Origin of the sequence: Burkholderia sp. AU16741 (assembly GCF_002223345.1) — a bacterium.
GTDB lineage: Bacteria > Pseudomonadota > Gammaproteobacteria > Burkholderiales > Burkholderiaceae > Burkholderia > Burkholderia sola.
Genome location: NZ_NKEZ01000001.1, coordinates 124,780 through 141,583 on the forward strand (window position 1 = coordinate 124,780; position 16,804 = coordinate 141,583).

13 protein-coding genes and 2 riboswitches are annotated in these 16,804 nt (G+C 69.2%); of the genes, 3 read left to right on the forward strand and 10 right to left on the reverse strand.

Features of this window, described 5'->3' with window-relative positions:
- Positions 1 to 149: 149 nt before the first annotated feature.
- Complete coding sequence (locus tag CFB89_RS00605) at positions 150 to 1,247, reverse strand: ADP-heptose--LPS heptosyltransferase (RefSeq protein WP_089466343.1); 1,098 nt, start codon at positions 1,245 to 1,247, stop codon at positions 150 to 152.
- On the reverse strand, positions 1,244 to 2,947 hold the full coding sequence (locus CFB89_RS00610; protein ID WP_089466344.1) for a thiamine pyrophosphate-binding protein: 1,704 nt from the start codon (positions 2,945 to 2,947) through the stop codon (positions 1,244 to 1,246). Before CFB89_RS00610 ends, CFB89_RS00605 begins: the two co-directional genes overlap by 4 nt.
- Positions 2,948 to 3,282: 335 nt before the next feature.
- On the opposite strand from CFB89_RS00610, the gene vapB reads away from it, so the two are divergent.
- Both vapB and CFB89_RS00620 read left to right on the forward strand, forming a co-directional pair.
- Positions 3,283 to 3,519, forward strand: coding sequence for a type II toxin-antitoxin system VapB family antitoxin (gene vapB / locus CFB89_RS00615; protein WP_012327630.1), 237 nt, complete (start codon positions 3,283 to 3,285; stop codon positions 3,517 to 3,519).
- Positions 3,519 to 3,920: a type II toxin-antitoxin system VapC family toxin gene (locus tag CFB89_RS00620; RefSeq protein ID WP_089466345.1), complete on the forward strand. Its 402-nt coding sequence runs from the start codon at positions 3,519 to 3,521 to the stop codon at positions 3,918 to 3,920. The genes vapB and CFB89_RS00620 overlap by 1 nt, the downstream gene beginning before the upstream one ends.
- Before the next feature lie 67 nt (positions 3,921 to 3,987).
- Here CFB89_RS00620 and CFB89_RS00625 read toward each other — a convergent pair whose 3' ends face one another.
- From CFB89_RS00625 to CFB89_RS00660, 8 genes are all read right to left on the reverse strand, one after another.
- Positions 3,988 to 5,376, reverse strand: a complete 1,389-nt coding sequence (locus CFB89_RS00625; RefSeq protein ID WP_089466346.1) for an L-serine ammonia-lyase — start codon at positions 5,374 to 5,376, stop codon at positions 3,988 to 3,990.
- 30 nt (positions 5,377 to 5,406) lie between these two features.
- Positions 5,407 to 6,549, reverse strand: coding sequence for an alginate lyase family protein (locus CFB89_RS00630; RefSeq protein WP_089466446.1), 1,143 nt, complete (start codon positions 6,547 to 6,549; stop codon positions 5,407 to 5,409).
- A gap of 151 nt (positions 6,550 to 6,700) precedes the next feature.
- Complete coding sequence (gene gcvP, locus CFB89_RS00635) at positions 6,701 to 9,628, reverse strand: aminomethyl-transferring glycine dehydrogenase (RefSeq protein ID WP_089466347.1); 2,928 nt, start codon at positions 9,626 to 9,628, stop codon at positions 6,701 to 6,703.
- A gap of 58 nt (positions 9,629 to 9,686) precedes the next feature.
- A complete protein-coding gene (gene gcvH, locus CFB89_RS00640; protein WP_089466348.1) occupies positions 9,687 to 10,067 on the reverse strand; it encodes a glycine cleavage system protein GcvH in 381 nt (126 codons plus the stop codon).
- A 124-nt stretch (positions 10,068 to 10,191) separates the two neighbouring features.
- Positions 10,192 to 11,310, reverse strand: coding sequence for a glycine cleavage system aminomethyltransferase GcvT (gcvT, locus tag CFB89_RS00645; protein ID WP_089466349.1), 1,119 nt, complete (start codon positions 11,308 to 11,310; stop codon positions 10,192 to 10,194).
- An 83-nt stretch (positions 11,311 to 11,393) separates the two neighbouring features.
- Positions 11,394 to 11,527: riboswitch (glycine riboswitch) on the reverse strand.
- 11 nt (positions 11,528 to 11,538) lie between these two features.
- A riboswitch (glycine riboswitch) is annotated at positions 11,539 to 11,642 on the reverse strand.
- Positions 11,643 to 11,755: 113 nt separating this feature from the next.
- Positions 11,756 to 12,121 carry a hypothetical protein gene (locus CFB89_RS00650; RefSeq protein WP_089466350.1) on the reverse strand — a complete coding sequence of 122 codons (366 nt, stop codon included), beginning with the start codon at positions 12,119 to 12,121 and terminating at the stop codon, positions 11,756 to 11,758.
- A 201-nt stretch (positions 12,122 to 12,322) separates the two neighbouring features.
- The gene (locus CFB89_RS00655) at positions 12,323 to 13,375 is read right to left on the reverse strand and encodes an oxidoreductase (protein WP_089466351.1); all 1,053 of its coding nucleotides are present in this window, start codon (positions 13,373 to 13,375) and stop codon (positions 12,323 to 12,325) included.
- 286 nt (positions 13,376 to 13,661) lie between these two features.
- Positions 13,662 to 14,369 carry an SGNH/GDSL hydrolase family protein gene (locus CFB89_RS00660; protein WP_089466352.1) on the reverse strand — a complete coding sequence of 236 codons (708 nt, stop codon included), beginning with the start codon at positions 14,367 to 14,369 and terminating at the stop codon, positions 13,662 to 13,664.
- A gap of 311 nt (positions 14,370 to 14,680) precedes the next feature.
- Between CFB89_RS00660 and CFB89_RS00665 the strand changes: the two genes are divergently transcribed.
- Entirely contained in the window at positions 14,681 to 16,768 is a 2,088-nt protein-coding gene (locus CFB89_RS00665) for a UvrD-helicase domain-containing protein (RefSeq protein WP_089466353.1), read from the forward strand.
- Positions 16,769 to 16,804 lie beyond the last annotated feature (36 nt).

The following is a 16,804-nucleotide window of genomic DNA, read 5'->3' on the forward strand; positions in this document are numbered from 1 at the left end:
CGGTTCGACCGTTCCGCTTGCCGCCGTGCCGGCTTCGCCCGAGTGGCCGGTGCGAATCCGACGGGATCAGGCGGGCAGCCGAAGCGGCGCCGGTGCGGTGCGCATGCTGCCGCCGGTTCGATCGTCGCGCTCGCCTCGCGCCGCTTCGCTCAGATGGCCGGCGCTGCCCCGTCGCGCGGTGCGGGCCACGCCAGCGCATCCCAGTCGACCACGCGGTACGCGGCTTCGACCGCCGCCAGATCCTCCGGCCGCTCGCTGCGATGCAGCCCGTGCAATTCGGCCGGCACGTCGAGCGTGACCGGCACGCAATGCGGATAGTCGCGCACGCGCAGCGCCGGCCCGATCGTCGTGAAGCACGCGAGCGTCGGCACGTCGAAACCGTCGGCGAGATGCACGGCGGCCGTGTCCGGCGCGAACAGCAGGCTCGCGCCCTTGACCCACGCGATGAAGCGCGCGGTGTCGGTCGCGTCGCCGCTCATATCCACGTAAGCGGGATGCGCGAGCGGGCCGAATCCCACCACCGGCAGCCCGTACCGCCGCGCGAGTTGTTCCACGAAGGCGACGCGCAGCGCGGGCGGCACGCTGCGCACCGCAGTGCTCGCAGTCGGGCAGAACAGCACGTACGGCCGCTGCCACTCGGCCGGCAGCGCGGGCAGCGATAGCCGCGCGAGCCAGCGGTTGCGCTTCGCGGCAGCCGGCACGGCGGCCGGATCGACGCCGAGCGCATCGAGGAAGAAATCGATCATCGGCAGCCGCGCGAACGCGGGCCAGTACAGGTGATTGCCGACGTCGATGCAGTGCGCGTCGGCGCGTAGCGCTTCGGCGGGGCACGGCAATGCGCGCGACGGCGCGACGACGTCGGCCGCGAGCGCATACAGCGCATCGACATAGCGCGGCGCGCGCGCCGGCCGGTACAGCGTGAAGCGCAGGTGCGCATGGGCCGCACGCAGCGCGGCGACGGCCGTCAGCCCGATCACCGAATCGCCGAGCGTGACGCCCATCCCGTTGATCACGTGCACGTGCCGCGCATCGCCGTAATCGAGCCGGAACGGCCGGTGCGCGGCGTGCAGCAGGCCAAGCGCTGGCGCGGCCGCCGCGTAGCCTTCGGCGCGCACGTCGCCGTATTCGAGGTCGTACGGCGCGACGAGCGTGCCGTCGGGCGCGAGCAGCGTGCCGGGGCAGGCCAGCGCGTCGTCGTGCGACAGTGCGGCGACGGGCAGCGCGGCGCGCATGTCCACCGTCGTCATGCGCCGCGCGCGCGGCGGCCCTGCTCGCGGATCTGTTCGAGCGTCGCGGCGGGCGTGCTGGCGTCCTGCGGGATGCGGATCTCGATCACCGCGGGCCGCCCGCAGGTCAGCGCGCGTTCGAGCGCGGGCGCGAAATCGGCGGTGCGCTCGACCGTCTCGCCATGCGCGCCGAACGCACGCGCATACGCGGCGAAATCCGGATTCGTGAGCCCCGTGCCATGCACGCGGCCCGGATAGTTGCGCTCCTGATGCATGCGGATCGTGCCGAAATGGCCGTTGTTGACGACGATCGCGACGATGTTCAGCCCGTATTGCATCGCGGTGGCGAGCTCGTTGCCGGCCATCATGAAGCAGCCGTCGCCGGCGAGCGCGACGACGGCGCGCTCCGGGTACAGCGACTTCGCGGCGAGCGCGGCCGGCAGCCCGTAGCCCATCGCGCCGCTCGTCGGCGCGAGCTGCGAACGGAAGTGCCGGTACGCGAAGTGGCGATGCAGCCAGATCGCATAGTTGCCCGCGCCGTTGGTCAGGATCGCGTCGTGCGGCAGGCGCTCGCGCAACTGCACCATCACGTCGCCGAGCTGCACGTCGCCGGGCATTGGCAGCGGCGCATGCCATTCGCGGTACGCGCGATGCGCGTCGGCGGCCGAGCCGGCCCATGCGGGCCGCTCGGGCGGGTCGAGCGCGGCCAGCGGCGCGGCGATCTCGGGCATGCCCGACACGATCGGCAGGTCGGCGGCATACACGCGGCCGAGCTCGTCCGCGCCCTGATGCACGTGGATCAGCGTCTGGCGCGTTTTCGGGATGTCGAGCAGCGTGTAGCCGCCGGTCGTCGCTTCGCCGAGGCGCGGCCCGATCACGAGCAGCAGGTCGGCGTCGCGGATGCGTTTCGCGAGCGCCGGGTTGATCCCGAGCCCGACGTCGCCCGCGTAGTTCGGGTGCGCGTTGTCGATAGTGTCCTGGAAGCGGAACGCGCACGCGATCGGCAATTGCCAGCGTTCGACGAAGGTGCGCAGGTTCGCGCAGGCATCCGGCGTCCAGCCGCTGCCGCCGACGATCGCGAACGGCCGCTCCGCGCGCGCGAGCCGCTCGCGCACTTCGTCGAGCTGCGCGGCCGACGGCGCGGCCGCGATGCGTTTCGCGGCCGGCACGACGGGCTGCGGCGCGCACGCGTCGGACAGCACGTCCTCCGGTAGCGCAAGCACGACCGGGCCGGGCCGGCCGGACGTCGCGACGTGGAACGCATGGCTCAGATATTCGGGGATGCGGCGCGGGTCGTCGATCTGCGTGACCCATTTGGCCATCTGGCCGAACATCCGGCGGTAGTCGATTTCCTGGAACGCTTCGCGGTCGAGGTGTTCGCGTGCGCACTGGCCGACGAACAGGATCATCGGCGTCGAATCCTGGAACGCGGTGTGCACGCCGATCGACGCATGGGTCGCGCCGGGCCCGCGCGTGACGAACGCGATGCCGGGGCGGCCGGTCAACTTGCCGACCGCTTCGGCCATGTTCGCGGCGGCCGCCTCGTGGCGGCAGACGACCGTCTGGATGCGGGCGGTGTCGTCCGCGAGCGCATCGAGCACGGCGAGGAAGCTCTCGCCCGGCACGCAGAACACGCGTTCGACGTGATTGGCGAGCAACGCATCGACGAGCAGTCGCGCACCGGTGGTGGCGCGCGGCTCGAGATCCTTGGAATGCGACATGGGCTGCCGTCTCCCTGGGTAGCGGGACGTACAGCTTACGCCGGTTGGCCGGCGCCGGTACGCCGGCCGCTGAAAAGTGTCGGAACGCTGAGGGGGCGGCGAGGGCGCGTCGGCTTCGATTGGCTGAACGGCCAGCTTGTGCACGCTAGTGCGACAGGGGAAAGTGAGCGCTACGGATGTTCAGCCGGACGCTGAATCGCATGTCGGCGTTCAGCAGTAGCGTTGATGCTGACGCGTCGAGCGGAATGCCATGGAGGCTTATGTACACACATGGATTTACATCTCGGCCCGCATCGGATAATGTACATACAATGTACATCCGGTCGGAGATCGACATGCATACCACGAGGGTATTTCGGAACGGCAACTCGCAGGCTGTGCGTATTCCTGCGGACCTTGCCTATGAGCGCAGCGATATCGAACTGGAAATCGAACGCGTCGGTGACGAAATCCGCATTCGGCCGATGCGGCGGCCTTTGACTCAGGTACTGGAGAAGTTCGCGAAATTCGGGCCCGACTTCATGACAGAAGGGCGTGGCGACCACGAGCAGGCCGAACGCGAGGGTTTGTGATGCCGCGCTTCATGCTCGACACCAACATGTGCATCTATCTGATGAAAAATCAGCCGGAGCAGGTCGCGAGACGGTTTGCGCAGTGTTACACGGGCGACGTCGTCATGTCGGCGATCACCTATGCTGAGCTCGAATACGGCGTGACCGCATGCGCGAGGCCTGCCCGGGAGCGCCGCCATCTCGCTGCGTTGATCGAGGATATCCCCGTCGCGCCTTTCGACGTCGCGGCAGCCCAAGCGTATGGTCCGGTCCGGGAGGCCACCCGCGAGCGGAAGAAGGATCACCTCGACAAACTGATCGCCGCGCATGCGGTGTCGCTCGATGTCGTCCTGGTGACCAACAACGAGCGGGATTTCGTCAGCTATCCGGGGGTGCGACTGGAGAACTGGCTGAACGACTAGCGTCGGGCGCCAGGTCCGGCGGCAAAGCAGGGTATCGGGCGGCCCCGCGCCGCCGCCGGCTTCCGCATCAGCACTCGACGATATTCACCGCCAGCCCGCCGCGCGACGTTTCCTTGTACTTGGTCTTCATGTCGGCGCCCGTCTCGCGCATCGTCTTGATCACGGAGTCGAGCGACACGTAGTGCGAGCCGTCGCCGCGCAGCGCCATGCGCGCCGCGTTGACGGCCTTCACCGACGCCATCGCGTTGCGTTCGATGCACGGGATCTGCACCATCCCGCCCACCGGGTCGCAGGTCAGGCCGAGGTTGTGTTCCATCCCGATCTCGGCCGCGTTCTCGACCTGCTGCGGCGTGCCGCCGAGCACGGCCGCGAGCGCGCCGGCCGCCATCGAGCAGGCCACCCCCACTTCGCCCTGGCAGCCCACTTCCGCGCCCGAGATCGACGCGTTGAGCTTGTACAGGATGCCGATCGCGGCGGCCGTCAGCAGGAAGTCGATCACGCCCTGTTCGTTCGCGCCCGGCGTGAAGCGCGTGTAGTAGTGCAGCACGGCCGGGATGATGCCGGCCGCGCCGTTGGTCGGCGCGGTGACGACGCGGCCGCCGGCCGCGTTTTCCTCGTTGACCGCGATCGCGTACAGGTTGATCCAGTCGATCATCGACAGCGGATCCTGCAGCGCGCGCTCAGGGCTGCCCGTCAGCGTGCGGTACAGCTGCGGCGCGCGGCGCTTGACCTGGAACGGGCCGGGCAGGTTGCCGTCGGCGTCGGGATTGCCGATCCCGCAGCCGCGCGACACGCACGACTGCATCACGGCCCAGATCTTCAGCAGGCCGTCGCGCGTTTCCTCGTCGGTATGCCACGCGCGCTCGTTTTCCCACATCAGCTGCGCGATCGACTTGCCGGTCGACGCGGTCAGCGCGAGCAGCTCCGCGCCGGTGCGAAACGGGTGCGTCATCTGCTCGGCCGCGCTCAGCACCTTGGTGTTCGGCGCGCCGGCCGTCACGACGAAGCCGCCGCCGACCGACAGATAGGTGCGCTCGACCAGCACCGCGCCGTTCGCGTCGCTCGCGCGCAGCTTCATCCCGTTCGGATGTTCGGGCAGCGCCTGGCGGTAGAACGCGATGTTCTCCTTCAGTACGAACGGCACCGGATGCGTGCCGAGCAGCGCGAGTTGCTTCGTCTTGCGGATGGCTTCCAGCCGCGCGTCGATCGTGTCGGGATCGACGGTGTCGGGCGCGTCGCCGAGCAGGCCGAGCATCACGCCGCGGTCGGTGCCGTGGCCCTTGCCGGTGGCGCCGAGCGACCCGTACAGCTCGACCTTCACGTGGGCCGTCGCGTCGAGCAGCCCGTCGCGCTCGAGGCCCTGGACGAACATCAGCGCCGCGCGCATCGGTCCGACCGTGTGCGAACTGGACGGACCGATGCCGATCTTGAAGAGGTCAAACACGCTGACTGCCATTTCGATACCTGCCTTGTTATAAGAATGGTGCTAGCGCGCCTGCAATGGCAGGCACGCGGCGAGCCAGGCGGGCGGCGTTGGGGAAAGCTGCTGCGCGACGCGGGCATAGCGCCCGTCGAGCCGCGCGGCCAGATGAAAGAGTTCGGTGGCGTTTTTCGGGTCCCACTGCCCCGTGTAGCCCGGCAAGCCGGCCTCGCGGCGCTTCGCGTCGAACGGCACCGGCGAATTCACGAATTCCTCGTGGGTTTTCTCGCCGAGGGCATACGGCACGAGCCAGTCGAGCGCGGCCTCGAGCGTCGCGCCGTTCGCGCCGCGCTCGCGCAGCCAGTTGCGGTTGAAACGGCGCGCGGCGAGCGCGGCCGTCACGAGCGGCTGCAGATCGTAGACCGCGTAATGCAGCGCGTCGCGTTCCTCGAAATCCCAGGTCTTGCCGTCCGGCCCGATGTTGTCGGCGAGATGCTCGACGAACAGCCGTTGCGCGGCGTTCATCATCTTGCGGTCGCCGAGCGTGAACGCGGACAGCACGATCAGCTTGATCCGGTGGCTCTGCCAGTTGTTGCGCCACGTGCCGGTGAGCGGGCGCTTCTGCGCGTCGACCCGTGCGACGTAGCCGGCGCCGAGCTTCGCGATGAACGCGGCCGTCGCGTTGCGCGTCTTCACCGGCAGCGCGCTCGCGGTCATGTCGTACGCGACGATCAGGCTCTCGAAGCGCGTCTCGTCGATCGGGTTGAAGCTCGGCTGGTAGGTGGAGACCCACGCGGACAGGAAGCGGTCGACGAGCTGCAGGTAGCGCGGCGCGTTCGTCACGCGCCACGCGAGCGCCGCATCGCGCATCAGCTCCATGTCCTTGAGCGCGGCTTCGCTCTGGTCGTAGATGCCTTCATGCGGCAGCGTGCCCTCGGTGTGCACGCGCGCCATTGCCTTCGGCTGCTCGCCGATGCGCGCGTCGACGCTGCGGATCAGCGCCTGCACACCCGGCTCGGCGTGCGTCGTCTCGCTCGACTGCAGCGCCGGCGCCGCGCAGAAATTCATCGCCGCGCGCGCACTGCCGGACAGGCCGAGGCCGGCGGCGGCCAGCGACAGCGATGCGACGAGCATCGGCACGTAGCGGCCTGCGCGCGGGCGCGGCCGCCGCGTCGTTGCACCATGGCCCGGAAACATCGGACGCACCATGCGGAACTCCTTCATTGGCTGGATCGCGTGTGATGTTAGCCGGATTGGCGGGCGAGCGTGAAACGGTTGGCCGGGAGGCGAACGTAAAAACCGCACGCAACCGGTGGCTGCGTGCGGTGGGGTCACGGCGGATGCTCCGGTGCGAGGCGCGTTATGCGTAGTCCGACATCGGCACGCACGAGCAGAACAGGTTGCGGTCGCCGTACGCGTTGTCCGCGCGGCCGACCGGCGGCCAGTACTTGTTCGTGCCGAGCGACGCGACCGGGTACGCGGCCTGCTCGCGCGAATACGCGTGCGGCCATTCGTTCGCGGTGACGACGGCCGCCGTGTGCGGCGCGTGACGCAGCGGGTTGTCCTCGCGATCGGCGCGGCCTTCCTCGACCGCGCGGATTTCCTCGCGGATCGCGATCATCGCGGCGATGAAGCGGTCGAGTTCTTCCTGCGATTCCGACTCGGTCGGCTCGACCATCAGCGTGCCCGGCACCGGGAAGCTCATCGTCGGCGCGTGGAAGCCGTAGTCCATCAGGCGCTTCGCGACGTCGTCGACGCTGATGCCGCTCGTTTCCTTGATCGGACGCAGGTCGAGAATGCACTCGTGCGCGACCAGTCCGCCCGGGCCCGAATACAGCACCGGGTAGTGCGGCGCGAGGCGCTTCGCGATGTAGTTCGCGTTGAGGATCGCGGTTTCGGTCGCGGCGGTCAGGTTCTTCGCGCCCATCATCGCGATGTACATCCACGAGATCGGCAGGATCGACGCCGAGCCGTACGGCGCGGCCGACACCGCGCCGATGCCGTCTTCCGCACGGGCGTAGCCGGTCGAACGCTGGTTCGGCAGGAATTTCGCGAGGTGCGCGCCGACCGCGACCGGGCCGACGCCCGGGCCGCCGCCGCCGTGCGGGATGCAGAAGGTCTTGTGCAGGTTCAGGTGCGACACGTCGCCGCCGAACTGGCCCGGCGCGGTCAGGCCGACCATCGCGTTCATGTTCGCGCCGTCGACGTACACCTGGCCGCCGTGCGCGTGGACGATCTCGCAGATCTCGCGGACGTTCTGCTCGAACACGCCGTGCGTCGACGGATACGTGATCATGATCGCCGCGAGGTTCGCCGAATGCTGCTCGGCCTTCGCCTTCAGGTCGGCGATGTCGACGTTGCCCTGCGCGTCGCACGCGACGACCACGACCTTCATGCCGGCCATGTGCGCGGACGCCGGGTTCGTGCCGTGCGCGGATGCCGGGATCAGGCACACGTCGCGATGGCCTTCGCCGCGCGATGCGTGGTACGCGTGGATGATCAGCAGCCCCGCGTACTCGCCCTGCGAGCCCGCGTTCGGCTGCAGCGACACGGCCGCGTAGCCGGTGGCCGCGACGAGCATCTGCTCGAGCTGGTCGATCATTTCACGGTAGCCGACGGTCTGCTCGGCCGGCGCGAACGGGTGGATGCCGCCGAATTCGGGCCACGTGACCGGCAGCATTTCCGACGTCGCGTTCAGCTTCATCGTGCACGAGCCGAGCGGGATCATCGAGCGGTCGAGCGCGAGATCCTTGTCCGACAGGCTGCGCAGGTAGCGCAGCATTTCGGTTTCGGAATGGTGGCGGTTGAACACGTGGTGCGTCAGGTACGCGCTCGTGCGCTCGAGGCCGGCCGGCAGCGCGGCGACGCCGCCGAGGCCCGAGTCCAGCGCGTCGACGGCCGGCGCGGTGCCGCCCGCGGCCTGCGCGAACACGTCGAGGAGATCGGCGAGGTCGTCGCGCGTCGTCGTTTCGTCGACCGATACGCCGACTTGCGTGTCGCTCACGCGGCGCAGGTTGATGCGCCTGGCCTTCGCGAATTCGTGGACCTGCGCGGTGCGCGCGCCGGTGTCGATCGTCACCGTGTCGAAGAACGTGTCGTTGACGGTCGCGAAGCCGAGCTGCTTCACGCCGGCGGCGAACAGCGCCGCGATGCGGTTCACGCGCAGCGCGATCGTCTTCAGGCCGTGCGGGCCGTGGTAGACCGCGTACATGCTGGCCATGATCGCGAGCAGCGCTTGCGCGGTACACACGTTCGACGTCGCCTTCTCGCGGCGGATGTGCTGTTCGCGCGTCTGCAGCGCGAGGCGCAGCGCGGGCTTGCCCTGCGCGTCGACCGTCACGCCGACGAGGCGGCCCGGCATCTGGCGCTTGAATTCGTCGCGCACGGCCATGTAGGCGGCGTGCGGGCCGCCGAAGCCCATCGGCACGCCGAAGCGCTGCGTGTTGCCGATCGCGACGTCCGCGCCCCATTCGCCGGGCGGCGTCAGCACGGTCAGCGCGAGCAGGTCGGCTGCGACGACCACGTGGCCGCCGGCCGCGTGGATCGCGTCGGTGAGCGCGCGGTAGTCGCGCACGTCGCCGTTCACGCCCGGGTACTGCAGCAGCACGCCGAACGCGTTCGCTTGAGCTGCTTCGGCGGCCGGGCCCGTCTTCACGTCGATGCCGATCGGCAGCGCGCGCGTGCGGATCACTTCGAGGGTTTGCGGCAGCACGTCGTCGGCGACGTAGAACACGTTCGACTTCGGCTTGCCGGTGCGCTGCAGCAGCGTCATCGCTTCGGCCGCGGCGGTGGCTTCGTCGAGCAGCGATGCGTTCGAGATCGCGAGGCCCGTGAGGTCGGCGACCATCTGCTGGAAGTTCAGGAGCGCCTCGAGGCGGCCCTGGGAAATTTCGGGCTGGTACGGCGTGTAGGCCGTGTACCACGCCGGGTTTTCGAGCACGTTGCGCAGGATCACGGCCGGTGTGTGCGTGTCGTGATACCCCTGGCCGATATACGAGCGGAACACCTGGTTCTTGTCCGCGAGCGCACGCAGCGCGGCGAGCGCTTCGGCCTCGCTCTTCGGCTGCGCGAACGGGCCGAGCGGCAGCGTTTCGGCGCGGCGGATCGAGGCCGGGATCACGGCGTCGATCAGCGCGGCGCGCGACGCGAAGCCGAGCGTGTCGAGCATGGCCTGCTGGCTGGCGGCGTCGGGGCCGATGTGGCGTTCGGCGAACGCGTCGTGCGTTTCGAGCGCGGCGAGCGAGAGGGGCGTGCGGTTCATCAGGCGGTCCGGGTGTTCGAGCTTCATGGCGTGACTCTGGTCCCGCGCGGGCCGAGGCCGGCGCCGCGCGGTTCGGGTAGGGAAATTAGTCGATCAGCTTGCTGTAGGCGTCGGCGTCGATCAGCTTGTCGGTCGATGCGCCGGCCGCGAGCTTGATCTTGAAGAGCCACACGCCGTATGCGTCGCCGTTCACGTCTTCCGGCGAGTCGGTGGCGGCTTCGTTGATGGCGACGATCTCGCCGGACACCGGCGAGTAGATGTCGGATGCGGCCTTCACCGATTCGACGACGCCGACGGCGTCGCCCGCGTTCACCGACTTGCCGACTTCGGGCAGCTCGAGGAAGACGATGTCGCCGAGCGTGCTCTGCGCGTGATCGGTGATGCCGACCGTCAGCGTGCCGTCCGCCTCGGTGCGGATCCACTCGTGTTCGTCGGTGTATTTCAGATCGGCCGGGACGTTGCTCATCGGATGCTCCTGGATAAAAGGGTGTGTTCGTTTTGCTGGCGCGCCGCCATGGTGCGCCGGATGGGGTTGCGCCGGGCGCCATCTCCCGGCAGGCCGGGAAGCGGCGCCGGCCGCCTCCCGGTCGTTACGCAGCGAGGACCTTGCCGTTGCGCACGAACGGCAGTTTTACCACGCGCGCGGGAAGATTCTTGTCACGAATTTGCACCTGGACGGTGTCGCCGATCTGGACGGCCGCCGGCACGCGCGCGAACGCGATCGATTCCTGCATCGACGGCGAGAACGTGCCGCTCGTGATCTCGCCTTCGCCGTGCGGCGTGACGACCTTCTGGTGCGCGCGCAGCACGCCGCCCGCCTTGCCGTTTTCCTTTTGCAGGATCAGGCCGACGAACGCGGCGCGTGTGCCATTGGCTTCCAGCGCGGCGCGGCCGACGAAGTCGCGCGGCGCGGTGAGGTCGACCGTCCACGCGAGGCCCGCGTCGAGCGGGGAGACGGTGTCGTCCATGTCCTGGCCGTACAGGTTCATGCCGGCCTCGAGGCGCAGCGTGTCGCGCGCGCCGAGCCCGCACGGCCGCACGCCGTTTTGCTGGAGGGCATGCCACAGCGCTTCGACGTGCACGGCCGGGACGATCACTTCGAAGCCGTCTTCGCCGGTGTAGCCGGTGCGTGCGACGGTGAGATCGCCGAACGGCGTGCCGGCGACCTGCGCGGCGTTGAACGGCTTGAGCTCGCTGGTGGCGGCGCGCGCGGCGGGCACCGTCGCCCAGACCTTTTCGCGGGCGTTCGGGCCCTGCACGGCGACGATCGCGAAATCGCGGCGCGGCGCGATCGTCAGGCCGTAACCGCCTTGCTCGTTCAGCTGGTTGAACCACGCGATGTCTTTCTCGGCGGTGCCGGCGTTGACGACCACGCGGAAGAATTCCTCGGTGAAGTAGTAGACGATCAGATCGTCGATGACGCCGCCCTGCGGGTTGAGCAGGCACGAGTAGAGCGCCTTGCCGGGCGTCTTGAGCTTGCCGACGTGGTTCGCGATCGCATGTTCGAAGAACGCGCGCACGCGGCTGCCGGTGAAATCGACGACGCACATGTGCGACACGTCGAACATGCCGGCGTCGGTACGCACGGCTGCGTGTTCTTCGATCTGCGAGCCGTAGTTGACGGGCATGTCCCAGCCGCCGAAGTCGACCATGCGGGCATTGAGCGCGCGGTGCGCGGCGTTGAGCGGGGTGTGATTCAGTGCAGTCATCGAGGCCTCAGGCAAGGCGCTTGCGCGCGGATCAGAACGGCCATGTGCCGACCGCCGCGGCCGATGGCCTCGAGCGATCCGGTACATGCCCCTCTGTCCTCGATACCTGAGAGATTGCGCTGCGGGCAAAGCCCGGCGAACGCGCGCCCCTTCGGTGGGCAGCTTGCCCGCGCAGCCAAGGCGCTGCGGGCTACTGCCGCTCTCCAGAGTGCGGGGAGCGTGGTGCTCCCCGACGCGGTCGGTCCTTTTGCCTGAGAGTTTGCGGGTGTGCCCCTTCGGCGGCGCAACCGGTGTCGCAACGACCCGGTCACACGCTCTCCCGACGCGTGCGGGCGACTGTACGCGAGCGGGTGGGCATTGTCAATTTGAGCAAAAGAATGTCGCTTCGCGACAAGCGGCGGCAGCCGGCGCCGCCGCTTCATCCGCGCCGGCAGGCGCCGGCGCGTTACTCGCCGATCGCGCGTGCGGCCGTGTCGAGCTCCTGGTTCAGCACCCGCTGCTCGTCGCCGGACAGGCCGCCGTTGTGCTGGGCCGACATGTCGTTCGCTTCCCGGCGGATCACGTCGAGGCGGTGGTGCAACTGGGCGCCATACGGCGGCGGGTAGTAGCCGCCGTTCACGCGCGCGTCGATCCGGCGATGCAGGTTGTCGATCCGGCCCTGGACCTCCTGCAGGCGGTCGTTCGCGACGACCTGCGGATTCGGTCGCGGCGGTGGAGGCGCCTGCCGGGCCGGCCGCTGCGGCTGCACGATACAGGCCGCGAGCGAGGAAACCAGGACGCAGCATGCCGCTGCGCGAATCAACCGTTGCATCACATTCTCCTGACGGATAAGTGTCGAATCGACTTTTTGAGAAACGCGTCAGACCGGGCGACCGCTGACTTTCGTTCCCGCACTATTTGTAACGGAATGTTGGGGGCCGGGCCGGCGGGGCGGCGGACGCGGTGCCGCCGCCCGGCGCGTGGCGCGTGGCGCGGGATGGCGGCCGGGTCGGCGCGGACCGGCCGGCTGCCGTCAGACGATACGGCGCACGAACGGCACCCGGCGGCCGTCGTGTTCGCTCTGCGCGGCGAGCTCGATGATCGTCATCACGTCGACCGCGTCCTGCGGGGTGACCGGGAACGGCGCGCCGTCGCGGATCGACGCGGCGAGCGCGCGGTAGAACTCCGCGTACTGGCCGTCGAGCGTCGGCACCGGACGCTCGACCTCGACGTCGCCGTCGAGCACGCGCAGCAGGCCGGGCGGATTGCCGCCGCCGAATTCGACGTCGTCCGCGGTGAGGCCGGCCTTGAGCTGGTCTTCCTGCGTGTCGAGCCCGAACTTCTGGTAGCTGCCGCGCGTGCCGTGCAGCGTGAAGCGCGCGGGCTCGATCGCCGACAGCGCGCTTGCATGCAGCGCGACGTCCTTGTCCGGATAGCCGAGCAGCAGGTGCACGAAATCGGGCGCCGTGCCGTTGTCGCGGCGCGTCTTGACGGTGGCGCTCACCGTTTCCGGCGTGCCGAACAGCGCGAGCGCCTGGTCGATCAGGTGCGGGCCGAGGTCGAGCAGCAGGCCGCCGCCGCGGGCCGGTTCCTCGCGCCAGCGCGTGCGCGGCGTCGGCCGGAAGCGGTCGAAGTGCGACGCGAAGTAGGTGAGGCGGCCCAACTCGCCCGATTCGACGACGCGGCGCACGGTGAGGAAATCGCCGTCCCAGCGACGGTTGTGGAACGGCGCGAACAGCCGGCTGCGCGCGTTCGCGAGCCGCGCGAGCGCGAGCGCCTCGTCGGCGGTGAGCGTGACCGGCTTGTCGACGACCACGTGGCGGCCCGCTTCGAGCACCTGGCGCGCGAGCGTGAAGTGCGTGTCGTTCGGCGTGGCGATCACCACGCATTCGATATCGTCGAGGCCGAGCAGCGTGTCGAGGTCGGGGACGATGCGCGCGCCCGGATACGCGGCGTGCGCGCGATCGGACTGACCCGTCGCGATCGCGGCGACTTCAGTGCGGCCGCTCGTGGCGATCACGGGCGCGTGGAACGTCGCGCCGGCGAAACCGAAACCCATCAAACCAATCCTGAGCAATGACGACATGGCAATTCCTGGCTGCGAAGGAAACTAAAGGATGGCGCGCCGGAGCGGCGCGAAGACGACCGGCTATTTTGGCATGGCGCCGCTGCCTGCACAGACGCGTCGGGCAAAATGCGCGAAGCGATGCGGCGGCTGCGCAAGGAGTGCCGGCATTTCGCGCGGGATCGGACGCTCGGCGCCCGACCGGCTGGCTTTCTGCTCGGGGCTCGCGGCTCTGTTCGCGGCTTTCGGCGCTGCGCGTCGTGCGACGAGCCGTGGCGGCCAACCTGCCGCCGGAGAGCGTGCCGCATCATGCGCCCACCCGCTGCCGCACGGCCGCCGCCACCTGCGCAGCCCATGCCGCGCACCCGGCTGCGCCGGGATGGAAGCCGTCGGCGGCCATCAGGTGACGTTCGAGCGGCAGGTCGACCCGCAGGAACGCGCAGTCCGGCTGCGTGCCGGCCCAGCCGGCGAGCGCCGCGTTGAGCCGCTTCGCGCGCAGGCCGAGATACCACGCGAGCGGCTGCGGCAGCGCCGGGAAGCGCTCCATCGGCGGCACTGCCGACAGGATCGCGTGCCCCACCTGGAAACGCGCGGCGAGCAGCCGCACCAGCTCGGCCTGCTGCGCGAGCCAGCGTGCGGGCGGCACGCCGCCCGTCACGTCGTTGACGCCGAGCGATGTGACGGCCACGTCGAACGGCTCGGCCGGCTCGGCGGCGAGCCAGTCGACCAACTCCCGCGTGGTCAGGCCGGTGCGTGCGAGCAGTTTCCAGCGCACGCGATGCGTGGCCGCCAGCGCGTTCGCCAGTTGTCCGCTGAGCGCGTCGTCTTGCGTCGCGACGCCGACGCCCGCGGCGGCCGAATCGCCAACCACCAGCACGCGCAACGGCGGGCCGTCGCCGGCCACGCCCTCACGCGGGCCGGCCGCCTCGGGCAGCCGCGGCGTGACGCGGCGCACGTAGCGCCCCTGCACGAGCAGCAGCGGGCCGAGGACGGCAGTGGCGAACGGGTATCCCATGAGGTCGATTCGGTGACGATTCAGGCGAGTTGAAGCGGGCCGGCGCGGGTGGTGCCGGAGGAGTGCGTATTGTGTCCGATCGCGGCGCCGACGGGGCCAGATTGGCCGAGCGGACAGGCGCGACCACGCCGAACGGACAGGGGGCGCCCGCCCGGCAAGCCTGCCCGCGCCCGTCAGGTGGCGCGCCCGAAATACGCGCCGCCGACGTGTTAACATGCGCGTCCTGCCCGCGTGTCCGCCTGCTTCGCCAGCCTGTCGCGCACGGCATCCTCCCGGCGTTCCGCCGTCAACCAGCAACACCATCCGCCATCATGTCCGCAGGCCTGAATCCCGCTCAGAATGAAGCGGTGCGCTATCTCGACGGTCCCTGTCTCGTGCTCGCCGGCGCGGGCAGCGGCAAGACTCGCGTGATCACGCAGAAGATCGCGCACCTGATCGAAGCGAAAGGCTTCGAGCCGCGCCATATCGCCGCCGTCACGTTCACGAACAAGGCGGCCGCCGAAATGCGCGAGCGCGTGTCGAAGCTGCTGGAAGGCAAGACGCTCACCACGCCCGGCAAGGAAGGCCGCAAGGTGCCCGTCAACCAGCTCACCGTCTGCACGTTCCACTCGCTCGGTGTGCAGATCCTGCGCCAGGAGGCCGAGCACGTCGGGCTGAAGCCGCAGTTCTCGATCATGGATTCGGACGACTGCTTCGGGATGATCCAGGAGCAGCTCGGCACGACCGACAAGGGGCTGATCCGCAAGATCCAGAGCATCATCTCGCTGTGGAAGAACGGCCTGATCATGCCCGACGAGGCGATGGCGATCGCGGCCAACGAGGACGAGCACCAGGCCGCGCTGGTCTACCGCAACTACGTGGCGACGCTGCACGCGTACCAGGCGGTCGACTTCGATGACCTGATCCGCCTGCCGGCCGAGCTGTTCGCGAAGAACGAGCCGGTGCGCGACCGCTGGCAGAACAAGCTGCGCTACCTGCTGATCGACGAATACCAGGACACCAACGCGTGCCAGTACGAGTTGCTGAAGCAGCTCGCGGGCCCACGCGCCGCGTTCACGGCGGTCGGCGACGACGACCAGGCGATCTACGGCTGGCGCGGCGCGACGCTCGAGAACCTCGCGCAGCTCGGCAAGGATTTCCCGAAGCTGCACGTGATCAAGCTCGAGCAGAACTACCGGTCGACGGTGCGGATCCTGACCGCCGCGAACAACGTGATCGCGAACAACCCGAAGCTGTTCGAGAAGAAGCTGTGGTCCGAGCACGGGATGGGCGACTCGATCACCGTCACGGCGTGCAACGACGAGGAGCACGAGGCCGAATCGGTCGTGTTCCGGCTGTCCGCGCACAAGTTCGAGCGGCGCGCGCAGTTTCGCGACTACGCGATCCTGTATCGCGGCAACTTCCAGGCGCGCATCTTCGAGCAGGTGCTGCGGCGCGAGCGGATCCCGTACGTGCTGTCGGGCGGCCAGTCGTTCTTCGACAAGGCCGAGATCAAGGATCTGTGCGCGTACCTGCGGCTGATCGCGAACGCCGACGACGATCCCGCGTTCATCCGCGCGGTCACCACGCCGCGCCGCGGCATCGGCAACACGACGCTCGAGGCGCTCGGCTCGTTCGCGGGGCAGGCGAAGGTGTCGCTGTTCGAGGCCGTGTACATGGGCGGGATCGAGGCGCGGCTGTCGGCGCGCCAGGTCGAGCCGCTGCGGATGTTCTGCGACTTCATCCAGCGCCTGACCGAGCGCGCGGACAAGGAGCCCGCGACCGTCGTGCTCGACGACATGATGGAGGCGATCCACTACGAGGCGTACCTGTACGACGCGTTCGACGAGCGGCAGGCGCAGTCGAAGTGGCAGAACGTGCTCGAATTCCTCGAATGGCTGAAGCGCAAGGGCACCAAGCCCGAGACGGAGGCCGTCGACGGCGAGGCCGAGGGTTTCCACAACGCGGACGGCCTCGCCGACACGGGCAAGAACCTGCTCGGCTTGATCCAGACCGTCGCGCTGATGTCGATGCTCGAGGGCAAGGACGAGGATCCGGACGCCGTGCGGCTGTCGACCGTCCATGCGTCGAAGGGGCTCGAGTATCCGCACGTGTTCCTGGTCGGCGTCGAGGAAGGCATCATGCCGCACCGCGGCGGCAGCGAGGACGACGGCCCGATCGACAACGAGCGGATCGAGGAGGAGCGCCGGCTGATGTACGTCGCGATCACCCGCGCGCAGCGCAGCCTGCACCTGAACTGGTGCAAGAAGCGCAAGCGGGCGCGCGAGACGGTCGTGTGCGAACCGTCGCGCTTCATCCCGGAGATGGGGCTCGACGAAGCGCCGCCGCCGACGCCGGAAGAAGCGCCGATGTCGCCAAAGGATCGGCTCGCGAGCCTGAAGGCGTTGTTGCAGAAGTGACGCGGCGGCGCCGCCGCGAGCACGATCGCGCGACGA